The organism is Nocardioides sp. NPDC058538, from assembly GCF_042719275.1.
Lineage (GTDB): Bacteria > Actinomycetota > Actinomycetes > Propionibacteriales > Nocardioidaceae > Nocardioides.
In genome coordinates this window covers 61,023-75,659 of sequence record NZ_JBHXNY010000004.1, presented here as the reverse complement: position 1 = coordinate 75,659, position 14,637 = coordinate 61,023, and the positions used below count along the sequence as shown (strand labels likewise).

Below are 14,637 nucleotides of genomic sequence, written 5' to 3'. Positions count from 1 at the left end.
GGGTCGAAGGTCCCAATTTTTACCGAAGCTCTTCATGTCCGAATGGATATGTGATATGGCAACATTCCGCCTGGTGAGCTTCTGTAAAGACTAGCTGGCCGCCGGCAGGGTCTTCGACCGGGGATCGCCGACCCTGCCGATGCTGTGAGGCCGGTCACTCCAGCGCGGCGGCATGCCGGCCGGCCCGTCGCCCGAAGTACGAGCCGTCGCCGAGCTGCATGCCGGAGGCGTAGCCCTTGGCGTCCTGGGCGAGGTTGGCCGCGCAGGCGCCGGCGGCGTACAGGCCCGCGATCGCGGAGCCGTCCTCGCGGCGTACCTCTCCTTCGACGGTGGTCGCCAGGCCGCCCATGGTGAACCCGGCGTACATCGCCTTGCCGAGGGAGAGGTCGTAGGCGCCCCACGGACCGGTGTCCTGCGGCTCGGTCCACTCCGGCGCCTTGTGGAGCTCCGGGTCCTCGCCACCGGCGGCGTGGGTGTTGTAGGAGGTCAGGGTCGCGTTCAGGGTCTCGAAAGGTACGCCCAGGCCGGCCGCCATCTCCTCGACCGTCTCCCAGCCGTCGATGAACGGGCACAACGGCATCTTCGGATGCTCGATGTGCGCCGAGTCGACGATCAGGAACGCGGCCGAGTCCGGCTGCTCCATGACGAAGGCGGCCGTACGCGCGTGGTAGGAGTCCTCGGCCACGAACCGCTTGCCGTGCTTGTTGACGATGATCCCGGTGAGCAGGACCGAGGGCGGGTAGAACGGCGCGGTCTGGAACGGCTCGTCCATGAACCGCCAGCGGCCGCCCGCCGAGGCGCCCAGGCGCAGCCCGAGGCCGTCGTCGTAGGTGGAGGCCAGCGGGAAGAGCTTCTCGCCGAGCCGAGGCGTGTGCTCGGCGACCATGTCGGCGTTGCCGACGAAGCCGCCGGCGGCGAGGATCACCGCCTTGGCACGGATCGCGCCACGCTCCTCGAACCTGCGCCAGGCCAGACCGACCACCCGGCCGTCCTCGATCACCAGGTTGGTGGCACCGGTCTCGTAGCGGATCTTGGCGTTGGTCTCGGCCAAGCGGTCGGCCATCCGGTCGACGACCAGCTTGGCGCCACCGGTGTCGCCCGGGACCGGCACCTTGTGGCCGCGGGGCGCCGGGACGGCGAGGTCCCGGAAGGGGTGGACCTTCTCGTTGCCGGTGTACATCAGCCCCTCGGTGCCGGGCTGGATCACGGCCTTGCCGGGCCAGAAGGTGCGCTCGAACTCGAAGCCGAGCGCCTCGAGCCAGTCGAAGTGCTCGACCGAGTCGTCGCAGTAGGCCCGGATCTTGTCGTCCTCGGGCTCCTTGGAGACCGCGCGGATGTAGTTGAACATCTCCTCGGCCGAGTCCTCGATCCCTGTCGCCTTCTGCACCGCGGTGCCACCGCCGAGATAGAAGTGGCCACCGGCCATCGCCGAGGTGCCACCGGGCTCGGCCGCGCGCTCCAGGAGGATCGTGCGGGCGCCCGCCCTGGCCGCCTCCAGCGCCGCGGCCCCGCCGGCCACGCCGAAGCCGACCACGATCACGTCGGTCTCCTCCGACCAGCCCCCGAAGCGCTCCTCGACGTCGGCGGGGGAGAGTACGTCGGGCAGTGCCGTTCCGCTCATGCTGCCGCCCTCCCGTGTAACACGTCGTTCGTAGGACTATCCGGTCGTTCTAATAGGGCGAGTAGTCCTACGAACAGCGTGTTACAGCTCGCGCGGCTCATCGCACCCCCAAGTAGCAGTCGGCGAGCACCGGGGCGCCGTCGCGGGCCGGGTCTGCCGACGAGATCGTGGCTCTGATCAGGATCTTCCCGGCCTGTTGCCCGGTTTCGTCCCAGGCCTCGATCGAGATCGTCTCGCCGGGGAAGACGATCCCGGCGAACCGGGCACCGAACCCGGCGACCCGGGTGGCGTCCCCGTCGAGGAGTAGCGCGGTCGCCTCGCGCAGCACGATCCCGTAGGAGCACAGCCCGTGCAGGATCGGCTTCGGGAAGCCGGCCTTCGCGGCGAAGGCGGGGTCGGCGTGCAGCGGGTTGCGGTCGCCGCACAGCCGGTAGAGCAGCGCCTGCTGCTCGGTGACGTCGTACGCAGCCACGGCATCCGGCGCGCGGTCGGGAACCGGCAGCGACGTCGACGGCCCGCGCTCACCGCCGAAGCCGCCCTCGCCGCGTACGAAGATCGAGCTCCTGACGGTCCACAGCGGCTCGCCGGACGCGGTCGTGGCGACACCCTCCTGCACGATGACGGCGGCCTTGCCCTTGTCCCAGACCTCGACGATGCGAGTCGAGACGACGGCCTCTCCCGACGTCGGGATCGGGCCGTCGACGTGGATCTCCTGGGAGCCGTGGAGCACCGAGGCGAGGTCGATGTCGCAGCCCGGCAGGTCGAGCGAGGGCGGCTCGGTGACGTGGAAGGTCGGCGCCACGACCCCGAAGGACGGCAGCACCGTCAGGGCGTCGGAATCCAGCGTGTAGCGCAGGGACGCCGGGTCGGTCGCGTCACCGGGACGCGATCCGGCGCCGATGCCGAGGTGGTAGAGCAGTACGTCGGAGGAGCTCCACGAGAACGACTGGGACGGCAGCTCCGCGCCGATGGCCTTGGTCGGGTCGATGGGCATCAGCTGTGCTCCTTGTCCTCGGGCTTCTCGAGCGAGACGGCGCAGTCCTCGGCAGCCAGATAGCCGAAGACCAGGGCAGGACCGATGGTGGCGCCGGGGCCGGCGTAGGTGCGGCCCATGACGGCGGAGGAGACGTTGCCGGCGGCGTACAGGCCCTCGATGGGGGAGCCGTCGGGGCGCAGCACGCGGGCGCGCTTGTCGGTGACCAGACCGCCCTTGGTGCCGAGGTCGCCGGGAGCCATCTTGACCGCATAGAACGGGGCCTGGTCGATGACGTTGAGCGAGCAGTTCGGCTTGACGGTGGGGTCGGAGTAGTACTTGTCGTAGGTCGACTCGCCGCGGTGGAAGTCCTCGTCGACGCCGGACTCGGCGAAGCCGTTGAACCGGGCCAGGGTCTCGCGGAGCCCGTCGACAGGCACCTCGATCTTCTCCGCGAGCGCTTCGACGGAAGATGCCTTCACGACGACCCCGCTCTTGAGCCAACGGCCCGGGAACGGCTGGCCCGGCCCGAGACCGGCGAAGATGTAGCGGTTGCGGTAGCGCTGGTCGAAGACCAGCCACGCCGGAACATGCGAGATGCCCGTCTCCTGACCGCGATAGATCTCGTGGACCGCCTCGACGTAGGGGAGTGCCTCGTTCATGAACCGCTTGCCCGCGCTGTTGACGATGATCGAGCCTGGCAGGTTGCGCTCGGCGAGCGCGAACCACGGCCGTCCGGGGAACGGGATCGTCGGCCCCCACCAGGACTCGTCCATCAGGTCGGTGTCGGCCCCCGCCGCGATCCCGGCCAGGATGCCGCCGCCGGTGTTGGAGAAGGCGCCGGTGGTCCATTCGACCGAGGTCGGGGCGGGCAGGTACTTCTCCCGCATCTCCAGGTTGCGCTCGAAGCCACCCGAGCCCAGGATCACGCCGCGGCGCGCCCGGATCACCGTGGTCGGACCGGACTCGCCGTGGCGTACCTCGACGCCGACGACCCGGCCGCCCTCGGTGACCAGGCCGACCAGCTCGGTCTCGTAGCGGACCTCGACGCCGGCATCCAGGAGCCCCTTGCGCAGCCCGATAGCGAGCGCCGCGCCCATGGCGTACATCTTCTTGCCGAGCAGGCCGGAGAGGATCCGCGCGACCGCGATCTTGACCATCGTGATCGGGCCCCTGATCGTGCGCATGCCGAGGCTGATCTTGCGGAAGTCGGCCTGGGTGACCACCATGTTGGCCGGCGACTTCGTATAGGGCGGATGCAGCCGATCGAGCTCGGAGCCGATCACCCGCGCGTCGAGGGGGACCGGCTCGACGGAGCGGCCGGCACCGCGGCCGCCAGGGGCCTCGGGGTGGTAGTCGGCGTAGTCGGGGACCCAGTTGAACCGCACCGGTGTCTTCTCGCAGACGAAGGAGAGCACCTCTGGGCCGCGGTCGAGGAACGTCTCGCGCCGGTCGCTAGGCACGACGTCGCCGACGATCGACTCGAGGTAGAGGCTGGCGTCCTCGGGGGAGTCCTTCTGCCCGGCCGCCTCGAGGGCATGGTTGCGCGGGATCCAGACCCCGCCACCCGAGCGCGACGTCGAGCCACCGAAGTACGCGCTCTTCTCGATGACCACGGTCTCGAGCCCGTGACGGTGCGCGGCCGCCAGTGCGGCGGTCATCCCGGCGCCTCCGGCGCCCACGACCACGACGTCGTAGGTCTCCTCGTCGGACTGTCCCATGGTGCTCCTCAACCTCGTGCCATCAGGCGGCGCTATCTAAGAACTGAAACACGTTCTACCATAGACGACAGTCGACGAAACACGCCCGGGGACTCGACAAAACTGAAACGTGTTCTAGTATTGATCCATCGGCAGCGCACGAACCGCGCCGTCCGAGGACATTGGGACACCATGCAGGAAGGCAGAGCGGTGAGCGAACCGACACAGCGCCCCCACAAGGACGCACAGACCGTCAAGGACGGGGTGCAGGACCTGCTGCCCACGATCAGGGAGCGCGCCGAGGAGACCGAGCGTCTCCGGGTCGTGCCCGAGTCGAGCGTCAAGGAGCTGGAGGAGGTCGGCTTCTTCAAGCTGCTGCAGCCGGCCCGGTTCGGCGGTCTCGAGGCCGACCCGGTCGACTTCTACACCTGTGTGCGCGACATCGCCTCGGCGTGCGGGTCGACGGGCTGGGTCTCCAGCGTCCTGGGCGTGCACCCCTGGCAGATCGCGCTCTTCGACGACGAGGCCCAGCAGGCGGTCTGGGGCGAGGACCCCGACACCCGGGTCTCCTCCTCCTACGCTCCGATGGGCAAGGCGGCGATCACCGAGGGCGGCTTCACGCTCTCCGGCCGCTGGTCGTTCTCCTCCGGCTGCGCCCACGCCACCTGGGTCCTGCTCGGCGGCCTCGTCTTCAACGACGAGGGCCAGGTGGTCGACTTCCGTACGTTCCTGGTGCCGCGCGAGCGGTACGAGATCGTCGACGTCTGGAACGTCGTCGGTCTGGCCGGCACCGGCTCCAACGACATCGTGGTCGAGGACGTCTTCATCCCGGAGACCTTCACGCTCTCGATGGGCGAGACCGGACGCTGCAAGGGTCCCGGGCAGGCGGTCAACACCGGTGACCTCTACAAGCTGCAGTTCCACTCGCTGTTCACGACCACGATCACCACCCCGATCATCGGCATGGCCCGCGGCGCCTACGAAGAGCACGTGACCATGCAGCAGAACCGGGTCCGCGCCTCCTACGGCGAGAAGGCTTCCTTGGACCCCTTCGCCGCCGTGCGGGTGGCGACCGCCTCCTCCGACATCGATGCCGCCTGGGCGCTGCTGATGGGCAACATCCGTGAGCAGCAGGCCTATGTCGCCCGCGGCGAGAAGATCCCGATCACCCAGCGGCTGCGGATCCGCCGCGACCAGGTGCTCGGCACCCAGCGCGCGATCGACGCGATCGACCTGCTCTTCGAGGCCTCCGGCGGCCGGGCGCTGGCCAACGGCACCCCGCTCCAGCGGGCCTGGCGCGATGCCCACGCGGGCCGTGTCCACGCCGCCAACGATCCCGAGCGGGCGCTGCAGATGTACGGCGCCTCCGAGTTCGGGCACAAGGTCGACCCGGGGATGTACTGAGATGGTGCTCGTGAAGGATGACGTCGCACGCGACGTCCGGATCAAGACCGAGGCGGCGGGGGAGATCTCGCTGCGCTACTACGACCTGGCGCCCCAGGAGATGCGCACCGCCGAGGATGATCGGCTGCCTCTGGTGATGCTTCACGGCGGGGGTCCCGGGGCCTCGTCGTGGTCCAACTTCGGCTCGGCCCTGGAGGGCTTCGCGGCCGACTTTCGCACGATCCTGGTCGACCAGCCGGGCTTCGGCGCCTCCGACAAGCCGGAGGTGGTGGGCAACTACTACCGCTTCGCCGGCGACGCGGTGATCGCCCTCCTCGACGAGCTGGGCCTGAAGAAGGTGCACCTGCTGGGCAACTCGCTCGGTGGCGGGACGGCGATGCGGATCGCACTGACCTACCCGGACCGGGTGGGGCGGCTGGTGCTGATGGGGCCGGGTGGGCTCTCGCTCAACCTCTTCCATGCCGATCCCACCGAGGGCGTACAACGCCTGATGGACTTCTCCAGCGACCCGACCCGGGAGGCGCTCAAGGCGTTCATCTCGACGATGGTCGTCAACCAGAAGCTGGTCACCGACGAGCTGGTCGAGGAGCGGTTCGCGGACGCGACCGCGCCCGGCGCGCGCGAGGCGATGGCGTCGATGGGGTGGTCGTTCTACAACCCCGAGACCGCCGAGGACGGCATGCTGTGGCGCGAGGCGCACCAGCTCAAGCACCACACCCTGCTCACCTGGGGCCGTGAGGACCGGGTCAACCCGCTCGACGGTGCCTTCCCCGCCCTGAAGCTGATCCCCAGGGCACAGCTGCATGTCTTCCCGCGCTGTGGGCACTGGGCACAGATCGAGGCCGCCGACGAGTTCCGCGAGATCGCGGTCACGTTTCTCAAACGGCACAGCCTGAAGAGGCACAAGGAGCGTACGAAGTGATCGACATCAAGTCCATGGGCTACGTACGCGTCACCAGCACCGACCTGGAGGCGTGGCGTACGTTCGCCGGCAAGGTCCTCGGGCTGATCGAGGCCAAGGGCCCCAACCCAGAACATCTCTACTACCGCATCGACGAGGTCTCGGCCCGACTCGTGATCGAGCCGGGCGAGGTGGACCAGCTCAGCTGCGTCGGCTGGGAGGTCGCCGACCACACCGCGCTGGCGCAGGCCCGCGAGCACCTGGAGAAGTCCGGGGTCGAGGTGGAGGAGGGCACCCCCGAGGAGCTCGCCGAGCGCCGGGTCCAGGAGATGCTGCGCTTCCGCGACCCCTTCGACAACGTCTTCGAGCTCTTCCACGGCATCACCTATGAGCGACGCCCCGCGGTCTCGCCCTACGGCCACACCTTCGTCACCGGCGAGCAGGGGATGGGCCATGTGGTGATCCCGGTCTCCGACGACGTCGAGGCGCTGGAGTTCTACCGTGACGCGCTCGGGTTCCGGCTGCGCGACTCGATGAGCATGCCCGGCGAGTTCGCCGGCAAGGAGCCCGGCACGAAGATCTGGCTGCGCTTCCTCGGGATCAACCCGCGCCACCACTCGCTGGCGTTCCTGCCGTTCCCGAACGACTCCAAGTGCGTCCACATCATGCTCGAGGTCGACAAGCTCGACGACGTCGGCCGCGCGCTGGAGCGGGTGAAGAAGTACGGCGCGAAGCTGTCGGCGACGCTCGGGCGGCACATGAACGACGAGATGGTCTCCTTCTATGTGAAGTCGCCGGGTGGTTTCGACATCGAGTTCGGCACCGAGGGACTGCAGGTCGACGACCAGAAGTGGGTCGCCCGGGAGTCCACGGCCGTCTCGTACTGGGGTCACGACTTCGGCGTAGGCCAGTGATCGGGTATGCGTATAGAGGTGCCTGATGGGATGTCTCCCGATGCCGCCGAGAGCTGGCCGCATCCGGAGCTGATCGAGTCCTTCCACGGTCGCTTCGACTTCGAAGCGCCACCGTCTCCACCGGAGACCCCTGCCGACGCGGAGGCGGACGCCCGGTTCCGTACGGTGCTGGGCCGGTTCGCCTCAGGGGTCACCGTGATCGCTGCGCAGACCGCGGAAGGCCCGGTCGGGATGACCTGCCAGTCGTTCTCCTCGGTGTCGCTGCGGCCGCCGCTGATCCTCTTCGCGCCGACCAAGTCCTCGCGGGCCTGGGCCCGGATCCGTCGCGCCGGGCACTTCTCGGTCAACATCCTCGCCGCCGGCCAGGAGGCCGTCTCGAACCAGTTCGCCTCCCGTGCCGCGGACAAGTACGCCGACATCTCCTGGACCCCGTCGGAGCATCACGGCGACCCACACCTGGCCGGGGCGGTCGGGTATCTCGACTGCGCCGTCCACTCGGTCCACGAGGAGGGCGACCACTATCTCGTCGTGGGCCGCGTCCTGGACCTCGAGGAGGGCGCCGCCACCGAGCCGCTGCTCTTCTTCCGCAGCAACTACCGAGAGCTCGACTGACCACTTCTCTCATGGTTCAGCGTTTGCTGAATACAGGTTTCGCTGTACTGTCGCGGCATGGTCACCGCCACCACCTCGTCACTGGACGCTCTCGCCCGGTTCGGGCACGCCCTCTCAGATGCCACCCGGGCCCGGGTGCTGATGCAGCTGCGGGAGGGTTCGGCCTACCCGGCGGAGCTGTCCGAGTCGCTGGGCGTGACGCGTCAGTCGATGTCGAACCACCTGGCCTGCCTGCGCGGCTGCGGCCTGGTCGTCGCCGTCCCCGAGGGCAGGCGGACCCGCTACGAGCTCGCCGACGGCCGCCTCGCGCATGCGCTGGCCGACCTGCACGACCTGATCCTGGTCACCGATCCGGAGGCATGCCGCGACTCCGCCGAGCAGGGCTGCTGCTGATGGGCCACGGTCACGGACATGGTCACGGCGCCGCGGTGGGCCACGCGGGCGGCAGGCACCGGTGGCGACTGGCCGTCACCTTCGCCATGGTGGCGGCGTTCCTGGTCGTCGAGCTCGTCGCGGGCCTGTGGTCGGGGTCGCTGGCACTGATCTCCGACGCCGGGCACATGACGGCGGACGTCGTCGCGCTGGGTGCGGCGCTGGTCGCCACCCGGATCGCCACCCGCGCCGACACCACCGGTCGCCGCACCTACGGTTCCTACCGGGTCGAGGTGTTCGCCTCCGGGCTCACGGTCCTGGTGATGCTCGGGGTCGCGGTCTATGTCGTGCTCGAGGCGATCGGCCGCATCGGGGAGGGATCCGAGGTCCAGACCGGGGCGATGCTCGTGGTCGGCGCGATCGGCCTGGCCATCAACCTGGTCTCGATGCTGCTCCTGCGCGCGGGGGCGAGCGAGTCGCTCAATCTCAAGGGCGCCTACTTCGAGGTGGTCGCGGATGCCGCCGGAAGCGTCGGGGTGATCGTGGCCGGACTGCTGGTCGCGGCCACCGGGCAGCCGTTGTGGGACACCGCCGTGGCCGTCGCGATCGGGGTCTTCGTCACCGTACGCGCCGTCGCCCTGGGCCGTCAGGTCCTGGCGGTCCTCGGCCAGCACGTCCCTGAGGGCATGGAGGTCGACCAGGTCGTCGCCGACCTCGAAGCCGTCTCGGGCGTGGACGGCGTTCATGACCTGCACGTGTGGACCTTGACCTCCGGGATGCATGTCGCCACCGCTCATCTCGTCCTGGATCCCGGCACCGATGCGCAAGCCGTGCTGACCGATGCGCAGGCCATGCTCGCCAGCCGGCACCGGATCGAGCACGCCACCCTCCAGACCGAGACCGCCCCCACCCGGCAGTGCCATGAGGTGAACTGGTGAGCGCCGGCGTCGACTCTCCCGCGCTCACAGCTCGTCGAGGCGCCTGATCGCGGCTGCTTCCTCGGGGTCGGGATCGGTCTCGTCGAGGAAGGCTCGGGTGACCTCGACCGCGACGTCGGGGGCGAGGCGCTTGAGGCTCATCGCCAAGACGTTGGCGTCGTTCCACAGGCGCGCGTTGCGGGCGATCCAGGGCTCCCAGGCGAGCGCGGCGCGTACGCCGGGGACCTTGTTGGCGGCGATCGCCGTGCCGGTCCCGGTCCAGCACATCACCACGCCGACGTCGGCGCGGCCCTCGACGACCGCCCGGCCGATGCCGGCGCCGAGGTCGGGCCAGGAGTCGGTCTCGACGACCTCGACCTCCCCGCGTTCCCGGAGCTCGGTGAGCACGGCTCGGGTCGTCTCGTTCTCGTCGTCGGTTCCGAAGGCGATCCGCATGGTGCCGAACCTACCCCCGCGCTCAGGCGTGCGTGGCCGGTCCGCCGGGTCCGGTGAACTTGGCGCTCGGCTGGTCCTTCAGGCTGGTGGTGAGCTCCCAGGTGCGCTGGTAGCCGGTGTGAGCGATGCGCCAGCCGAGCGGCGTACGGGTGTAGCGGTCCTCGTAGAAGGCGGCGCCTTCGAGGGCGAACTCGTAGGCGGGGGCGAAGACCTTGTCGTAGAGATACCAGCGACCGGTGGCCGCATCGCCGTCGACCGCGATCTCCGGGTGATGGAGGTGGTGCATCGTGATGATCTCCGCGGGCAGGTTGGTGCGCATGTAGTCGACCAGCTCGGTGGGTGAGGTGAACGAGAGCCCGGCGTAGTCGGCGGTGGCGTCGTCGCTGAAGCAGGTGGCGAACTCGTCCCACTGCTTGGTGTCGAGGAGGCGTACGTAGCGGTACTTGAGCTGCTCTATCTCGCTGATGTCACTCATGCGCCGATGATAGTAGAACGTGTTCTATTCTGGGCGGTGTCTGTGCGAGCTGTGCGGTGACGTTCCATCACCGGTCGGCCGTACGTCATGACGAAGACCGCCGCCGAGGTGCAGGATCGCGGTGTGGACGGGATGGTCGAGCTGCGCCAGCGGCGGGCGGCGCTGTTGGCGAATCGCCACCTGACCTGGGTCTTCGGAGCCGACGACCCGGACGTGGTGGTGCGGGAGGCATGGGTCGGCGAGATCCGGCTGCGCGTCCACACCCCGCGAGCCCCGGCCGCGGGGCGGCGGCCGATCGTGCTGGCCTTCCATGGCGGCGGCTGGTGCTGGGGCTCGCCCGAGCAGTCGCGCTGGATGGCCGGCCGGATCGCGGCCCGCGCCGGCGCCGTCGTCATTGCACCGGCCTACCGGCTCGCGCCGGAGCATCCTTATCCGGCCGCGGTCGAGGACTGCTGGAGCGTGCTGGTGTGGGCCGTGGCGAACGCCGACGACCTGGGCGCGGACCCCGGGAGGATTGCCGTGCTGGGCGACAGTGCCGGGGGCACGCTGGCCGCGGTCCTGGCGCTGCGCGCCCGTGACGAGGGCGAGTCCCGGGTGTGTGGCCAGGTGCTGATCTATCCGCTCGTCGACCTCGTCGGCCTGCGTGGCCCGGGACTGGCCGGGATCGTGGACCACTACCTCGGCGGTGACGGGTCGCTCGCCGAGGAGTGGTCGGTCTCGCCGCTGAGAGCGACCTCGCATGCGGGCCTGCCGCCCGCGCTGGTGCTCACCGCGCGGTTCGACCCCATGCGCTCGCACGCCGAGCGCTACGCCGTGGCGCTGCGTACGGCCGGGGTGGAGGTCTCCCTGCACTGTCCTCGGCTGGCGACCCATGCCTATCTCACCCTGCCGGGCATCTCGCCGGCCTCGCGCGGCGGCTTGGAGCGGATCGTCGGGTTCCTGCGCGAGCGATTGGACTGATCAGACGAGGTCGAGCCTGCCCGCGAGCTTGTCGAGGTAGGTGAGTACGCCGGCCGGCTCGGTGTCGGGGACGCCCCAGATCAGCTCGTCGGCGACCGACCACTCGGCCAGGTCGTCCGGTGTCGGCCGCTTCGCGACGAGCACGCGTACCTCGGGCTTGCCCTCGCGGCCCGCCGACTCCCACTCGTCCTGCAGCGTCTTCACCTTCTCGCCGATGCCGGCCTCGGTCGGGGTCGACATCCAGCCCTCCGCGTTGCGAGCGATCCAGCGCAGCGTCTTGGGGCCGCCGCCGGCGCCGACGATCGTCGGGATCCGGCCCTGTGGTGGCTTCGGGTAGGCCCATGACGGACCGAAGGAGACGAACTCGCCTTCGTAGGCGGCCTCCTCCTCCGTCCACAGTGCCCGCATCGCCTCCAGGTACTCCTTCAGCGCGGTGCGCTTGCGGTCGCCAGGGATGCCGTGGTCGGCGAGCTCGTCGGTGTTCCAGCCGAAGCCGACCCCCAGCGAGACCCTGCCGCCGGAGAGGTGGTCGAGGGTCGCGATCGTCTTGGCGAGCGTGATCGGGTCGGACTCGACCGGCAGCGCGACGGCCGTGGAGAGCCCGATCCGCGAGGTGACCGCGGCGCAGGTCCCGAGCGTGACCCAGGGGTCGAGCGTACGCAGGTAGCGGTCGTCGGGGAGCTCGGCGCCGCCGGTGGGGTGCAGGGCGTCGCGTCGCACCGGGATGTGGGTGTGCTCGGGCACGTAGAACGTGTCGAAGCCACGCTCCTCGGCGGCGGTGGCGAGCTCGGCGGGCGCGATGCCGCGGTCCGAGGTGAACAGGACGATGCCGTGGCGCATGACACAACAGTAGAACGTGTTCTAGTCTTTGCGGAAGGGATCACCGGGAGAGAGAAGTGAACATGGAAGCCGACTACATCGTCGTAGGGGCCGGGAGTGCGGGCTGCGCCACCGCCCGCAGGCTGGCTGAGAGCGGTGCCAGCGTGATCGTGATCGAGGCGGGCACCAAGGACACCGCGTTCGGGATCAAGAACCTGCTCGAGCTCCCCGGTGCGGTCGCCGCGATGCTCTCCACGCCACAGCTGAAGAAGCTTGTCGACTGGGGCTACAGGTCGGTCCCGCAGAGCGCCGCCCTCGACCGGGTCATCCCGATGACCCGCGGCAAGGTGCTGGGCGGCTCGTCCTCGATCAACGGCATGCTCTGGGTACGCGGCAACCGCCAGAACTTCGACGACTGGGCGGCCGACGGCGCTACCGGATGGTCCTACGACGACGTGCTCCCGGCGTTCAAGCGGATGGAGGACTTCGAGGGCGGCGGGGACGAGTTCCGTGGCGCGGGTGGACCGGTGAAGGTGCGCTACCAGAAGGACCTCACCCCGGCGACGCAGACCTGGCTCGAGGAGGCGCCCAAGCGGCTCGGGGTCAGCGCGCTCGACGACTACAACGGCAAGGAGCAGGAGGGTGTCGGCGTCGTCCAGCTCAGTGCTTCCGAGGGTCGCCGCTACTCGACGTCGAAGGCCTACCTGCGCGAAGACCCCCTGGACAACCTGCTGATCCTGACCAAGGCCCAGGTCACCCGCGTACGGATCGAGGGCTCGCGCGCCACCGGCGTCGAGGTCGTCGGTGCCGACGGCGACAAGCAGACCATCCGGGCGAGCCGCGAGGTCATCGTGGCGGCCGGGGTCTACGGCTCTCCGCACCTGCTGATGCTCTCCGGAATCGGTCATTCCGACCACCTCCGCGAACACGGCATCGAGGTCCACGCCGACCTTCCCGTCGGCGACAACTTCCACGACCACCTCTTCGTGCCGGTCTCGTTCCGGATGGATTCGGCGCTGCGGCGGCCCACACCGGCCTACTTCGCCGCCGGCTTCGCGAAGTCGCGGCTCACCCGCAAGGGCTGGGCTGCCGGCTCGCAGTTCGAGGCCTTCGGGTTCGTACGCAGCGCCGTGGCCGATCAGGTCCCCGACCTGCAGCTGCACGTCCTCTACTGGGTCTACCCGTTCCCGAACCAGGACGGCGACAAGGCCATCCGGCCGCCGACGAACAAGCCCGGTCTGTGCATCCTGCCCACGCTGATCTACCCCGAGAGCCGCGGCACCGTACGCCTGGCCAGCGCCGACCCGCTCGCGCACCCGCTGCTCGACCCGGCCTACCTGAAGTCCGGCAAGGACACCGAGGTGCTCCTGGACGGGATCGCGAAGGTGCGCGAGATGATGGTCGGTCTCGGGGACAACCAGGGCGAGATCTCGCCCGGCCCGCCGTACGCCACCGATGAGGCGACCCGTGAGCTGCTGCCCAACATCGTGCACAGCGTCTACCACGGTGTCGGCACCTGCCGGATGGGGTCGGACGAGCGAGCCGTGGTCGACCCGTCGCTGCGGGTGCTGGGCATCGACGGCCTGCGCGTCGCCGACGCGAGCGTGATGCCCTCGATCACCGGCGGCAACACCAACGCGCCCTCGATCATGATCGGCGAGCGCGCCGCCGACCTGATCCTGGGCCGATAGGAGACGCACATGTCCGACCTGCTGCTGAGCCATGACCGCGACCGCGTCCGTACGCTCACCCTCAACCGTCCAGACCACCTCAACGCGTTCAGTCAGGCGCTCTACGTCGCTCTCGCCGAGGCGCTGCGCGAGGCCGACGAGGACCCGGAGGTGGCGGTCGTGCTGCTGACCGGGACCGGTCGTGCCTTCTCGGCGGGCACCGACCTGATCGAGATGAAGGAGACCGCCTCGGGTGGCGACGAGAGCGCCGCCCACGGGTTCATCGGCCTGGTCGACTCCCTGGCGGCGTTCTCGAAGCCGCTGGTCGTCGCCGTCAACGGGCTGGGGCTCGGCATCGGCGTGACGCTCCTGGGCTTCGCCGACCTGGTCCTCGCCTCGACGGAGGCGAGGTTCAAGACGCCGTTCACCACGCTCGGGGTCGCGCCGGAGGCGGCCTCGAGCTTCCTGTTCCCGCGGCTGATCGGCCGCCAGAACGCCGCCTGGATGCTGATGTCGGGGGAGTGGTTCAGTGCCGAGGAGGCCCACGAGATGGGGCTCGTCTGGCGGGTCACCTCGCCCGAGGAACTGCTCGACACCGCCTGGGACCATGCCGCCACGCTCGCCGCGCGTCCCATCAGCAGCCTGGTCGCGGTCAAGGAGACGATGACCGCGTCGCTGCGTCCTGGCATCGAGGCCGCCCGGGAGCTCGAGAACGCGAAGTTCGCCGAGCTGCTCGGCGGGCCGGCCAACATCGAGGCGCTCGTCGCCTTCGCCGAGGGGCGGGAGCCCGACTTCACCACGCTTCCGCCCGGGGCCTGAGCCGGGGACAACGGGACTCCGATT

15 protein-coding genes are annotated in these 14,637 nt (G+C 69.6%); 9 read left to right on the top strand and 6 right to left on the bottom strand.

The genetic code is table 11. The features are described from left to right. Nucleotides 1-154: 154 nt before the first annotated feature. The 3 genes from ACFWQC_RS05130 to kstD form a co-directional block, all read right to left on the bottom strand. Nucleotides 155-1,621: an FAD-binding protein gene (locus tag ACFWQC_RS05130; RefSeq protein ID WP_378673993.1), complete on the bottom strand. Its 1,467-nt coding sequence runs from the start codon at nt 1,619-1,621 to the stop codon at nt 155-157. A gap of 97 nt (nt 1,622-1,718) precedes the next feature. Next, nucleotides 1,719-2,615: a MaoC/PaaZ C-terminal domain-containing protein gene (locus tag ACFWQC_RS05125; RefSeq protein WP_378673990.1), complete on the bottom strand. Its 897-nt coding sequence runs from the start codon at nt 2,613-2,615 to the stop codon at nt 1,719-1,721. Further along, the gene (gene kstD / locus ACFWQC_RS05120) at nt 2,615-4,315 is read right to left on the bottom strand and encodes a 3-oxosteroid 1-dehydrogenase (RefSeq protein WP_378673987.1); all 1,701 of its coding nucleotides are present in this window, start codon (nt 4,313-4,315) and stop codon (nt 2,615-2,617) included. The genes ACFWQC_RS05125 and kstD overlap by 1 nt, the downstream gene beginning before the upstream one ends. 189 nt (nt 4,316-4,504) lie before the next feature. On the opposite strand from kstD, the gene hsaA reads away from it, so the two are divergent. Genes hsaA through ACFWQC_RS05090 form a run of 6 tightly spaced genes read left to right on the top strand, consistent with a single transcriptional unit; the run spans nt 4,505 to nt 9,435 of the window. Beyond that, a complete protein-coding gene (gene hsaA / locus ACFWQC_RS05115) occupies nt 4,505-5,698 on the top strand; it encodes a 3-hydroxy-9,10-secoandrosta-1,3,5(10)-triene-9,17-dione monooxygenase oxygenase subunit (RefSeq protein WP_357351517.1) in 1,194 nt (397 codons plus the stop codon). A 1-nt stretch (nt 5,699) separates the two neighbouring features. Further along, nucleotides 5,700-6,620: a 4,5:9,10-diseco-3-hydroxy-5,9,17-trioxoandrosta-1(10),2-diene-4-oate hydrolase gene (gene hsaD, locus ACFWQC_RS05110; protein ID WP_378673979.1), complete on the top strand. Its 921-nt coding sequence runs from the start codon at nt 5,700-5,702 to the stop codon at nt 6,618-6,620. Continuing rightward, a complete protein-coding gene (hsaC, locus tag ACFWQC_RS05105; protein ID WP_378673976.1) occupies nt 6,617-7,513 on the top strand; it encodes an iron-dependent extradiol dioxygenase HsaC in 897 nt (298 codons plus the stop codon). Before hsaD ends, hsaC begins: the two co-directional genes overlap by 4 nt. Before the next feature lie 30 nt (nt 7,514-7,543). Next, nucleotides 7,544-8,125, top strand: coding sequence for a flavin reductase family protein (locus ACFWQC_RS05100; RefSeq protein ID WP_378673973.1), 582 nt, complete (start codon nt 7,544-7,546; stop codon nt 8,123-8,125). A gap of 57 nt (nt 8,126-8,182) precedes the next feature. Beyond that, nucleotides 8,183-8,518, top strand: coding sequence for an ArsR/SmtB family transcription factor (locus ACFWQC_RS05095; protein WP_378673970.1), 336 nt, complete (start codon nt 8,183-8,185; stop codon nt 8,516-8,518). Beyond that, complete coding sequence (locus tag ACFWQC_RS05090; protein ID WP_378673967.1) at nt 8,485-9,435, top strand: cation diffusion facilitator family transporter; 951 nt, start codon at nt 8,485-8,487, stop codon at nt 9,433-9,435. The genes ACFWQC_RS05095 and ACFWQC_RS05090 overlap by 34 nt, the downstream gene beginning before the upstream one ends. Nucleotides 9,436-9,459: 24 nt before the next feature. Here the strand turns inward: ACFWQC_RS05090 and ACFWQC_RS05085 are convergent, their stop codons facing one another. Then, nucleotides 9,460-9,870: an RpiB/LacA/LacB family sugar-phosphate isomerase gene (locus tag ACFWQC_RS05085; RefSeq protein WP_378673964.1), complete on the bottom strand. Its 411-nt coding sequence runs from the start codon at nt 9,868-9,870 to the stop codon at nt 9,460-9,462. 22 nt (nt 9,871-9,892) lie between these two features. Further along, entirely contained in the window at nt 9,893-10,345 is a 453-nt protein-coding gene (locus ACFWQC_RS05080; RefSeq protein WP_378673961.1) for a nuclear transport factor 2 family protein, read from the bottom strand. Between the two features lie 87 nt (nt 10,346-10,432). Between ACFWQC_RS05080 and ACFWQC_RS05075 the strand changes: the two genes are divergently transcribed. After that, a complete protein-coding gene (locus ACFWQC_RS05075; protein WP_378673958.1) occupies nt 10,433-11,305 on the top strand; it encodes an alpha/beta hydrolase in 873 nt (290 codons plus the stop codon). Here ACFWQC_RS05075 and ACFWQC_RS05070 read toward each other — a convergent pair whose 3' ends face one another. After that, on the bottom strand, nt 11,306-12,145 hold the full coding sequence (locus ACFWQC_RS05070) for an LLM class F420-dependent oxidoreductase (protein ID WP_378673955.1): 840 nt from the start codon (nt 12,143-12,145) through the stop codon (nt 11,306-11,308). It lies immediately after the preceding gene. 62 nt (nt 12,146-12,207) lie between these two features. On the opposite strand from ACFWQC_RS05070, the gene ACFWQC_RS05065 reads away from it, so the two are divergent. Together ACFWQC_RS05065 and ACFWQC_RS05060 are read left to right on the top strand one after the other, a co-directional pair. Beyond that, entirely contained in the window at nt 12,208-13,815 is a 1,608-nt protein-coding gene (locus ACFWQC_RS05065; RefSeq protein ID WP_378673952.1) for a GMC family oxidoreductase, read from the top strand. A 9-nt stretch (nt 13,816-13,824) separates the two neighbouring features. Next, nucleotides 13,825-14,613, top strand: coding sequence for an enoyl-CoA hydratase/isomerase family protein (locus tag ACFWQC_RS05060; protein WP_378673950.1), 789 nt, complete (start codon nt 13,825-13,827; stop codon nt 14,611-14,613). Nucleotides 14,614-14,637: the final 24 nt, after the last annotated feature.

Bases quoted from the DNA above. Each gene is read 5' to 3' on its own strand.
- hsaD (WP_378673979.1), top strand. From the start codon at position 5,700: ATGGTGCTCGTGAAGGATGACGTCGCACGCGACGTCCGGATCAAGACC.
- ACFWQC_RS05085 (WP_378673964.1), bottom strand. From the start codon at position 9,870: ATGCGGATCGCCTTCGGAACCGACGACGAGAACGAGACGACCCGAGCC.
- ACFWQC_RS05080 (WP_378673961.1), bottom strand. From the start codon at position 10,345: ATGAGTGACATCAGCGAGATAGAGCAGCTCAAGTACCGCTACGTACGC.
- ACFWQC_RS05090 (WP_378673967.1), top strand. From the start codon at position 8,485: ATGCCGCGACTCCGCCGAGCAGGGCTGCTGCTGATGGGCCACGGTCAC.
- ACFWQC_RS05060 (WP_378673950.1), top strand. From the start codon at position 13,825: ATGTCCGACCTGCTGCTGAGCCATGACCGCGACCGCGTCCGTACGCTC.
- ACFWQC_RS05130 (WP_378673993.1), bottom strand. From the start codon at position 1,621: ATGAGCGGAACGGCACTGCCCGACGTACTCTCCCCCGCCGACGTCGAG.
- kstD (WP_378673987.1), bottom strand. From the start codon at position 4,315: ATGGGACAGTCCGACGAGGAGACCTACGACGTCGTGGTCGTGGGCGCC.
- ACFWQC_RS05065 (WP_378673952.1), top strand. From the start codon at position 12,208: ATGGAAGCCGACTACATCGTCGTAGGGGCCGGGAGTGCGGGCTGCGCC.
- ACFWQC_RS05125 (WP_378673990.1), bottom strand. From the start codon at position 2,615: ATGCCCATCGACCCGACCAAGGCCATCGGCGCGGAGCTGCCGTCCCAG.
- ACFWQC_RS05100 (WP_378673973.1), top strand. From the start codon at position 7,544: ATGTCTCCCGATGCCGCCGAGAGCTGGCCGCATCCGGAGCTGATCGAG.
- ACFWQC_RS05075 (WP_378673958.1), top strand. From the start codon at position 10,433: ATGACGAAGACCGCCGCCGAGGTGCAGGATCGCGGTGTGGACGGGATG.
- ACFWQC_RS05095 (WP_378673970.1), top strand. From the start codon at position 8,183: ATGGTCACCGCCACCACCTCGTCACTGGACGCTCTCGCCCGGTTCGGG.
- ACFWQC_RS05070 (WP_378673955.1), bottom strand. From the start codon at position 12,145: ATGCGCCACGGCATCGTCCTGTTCACCTCGGACCGCGGCATCGCGCCC.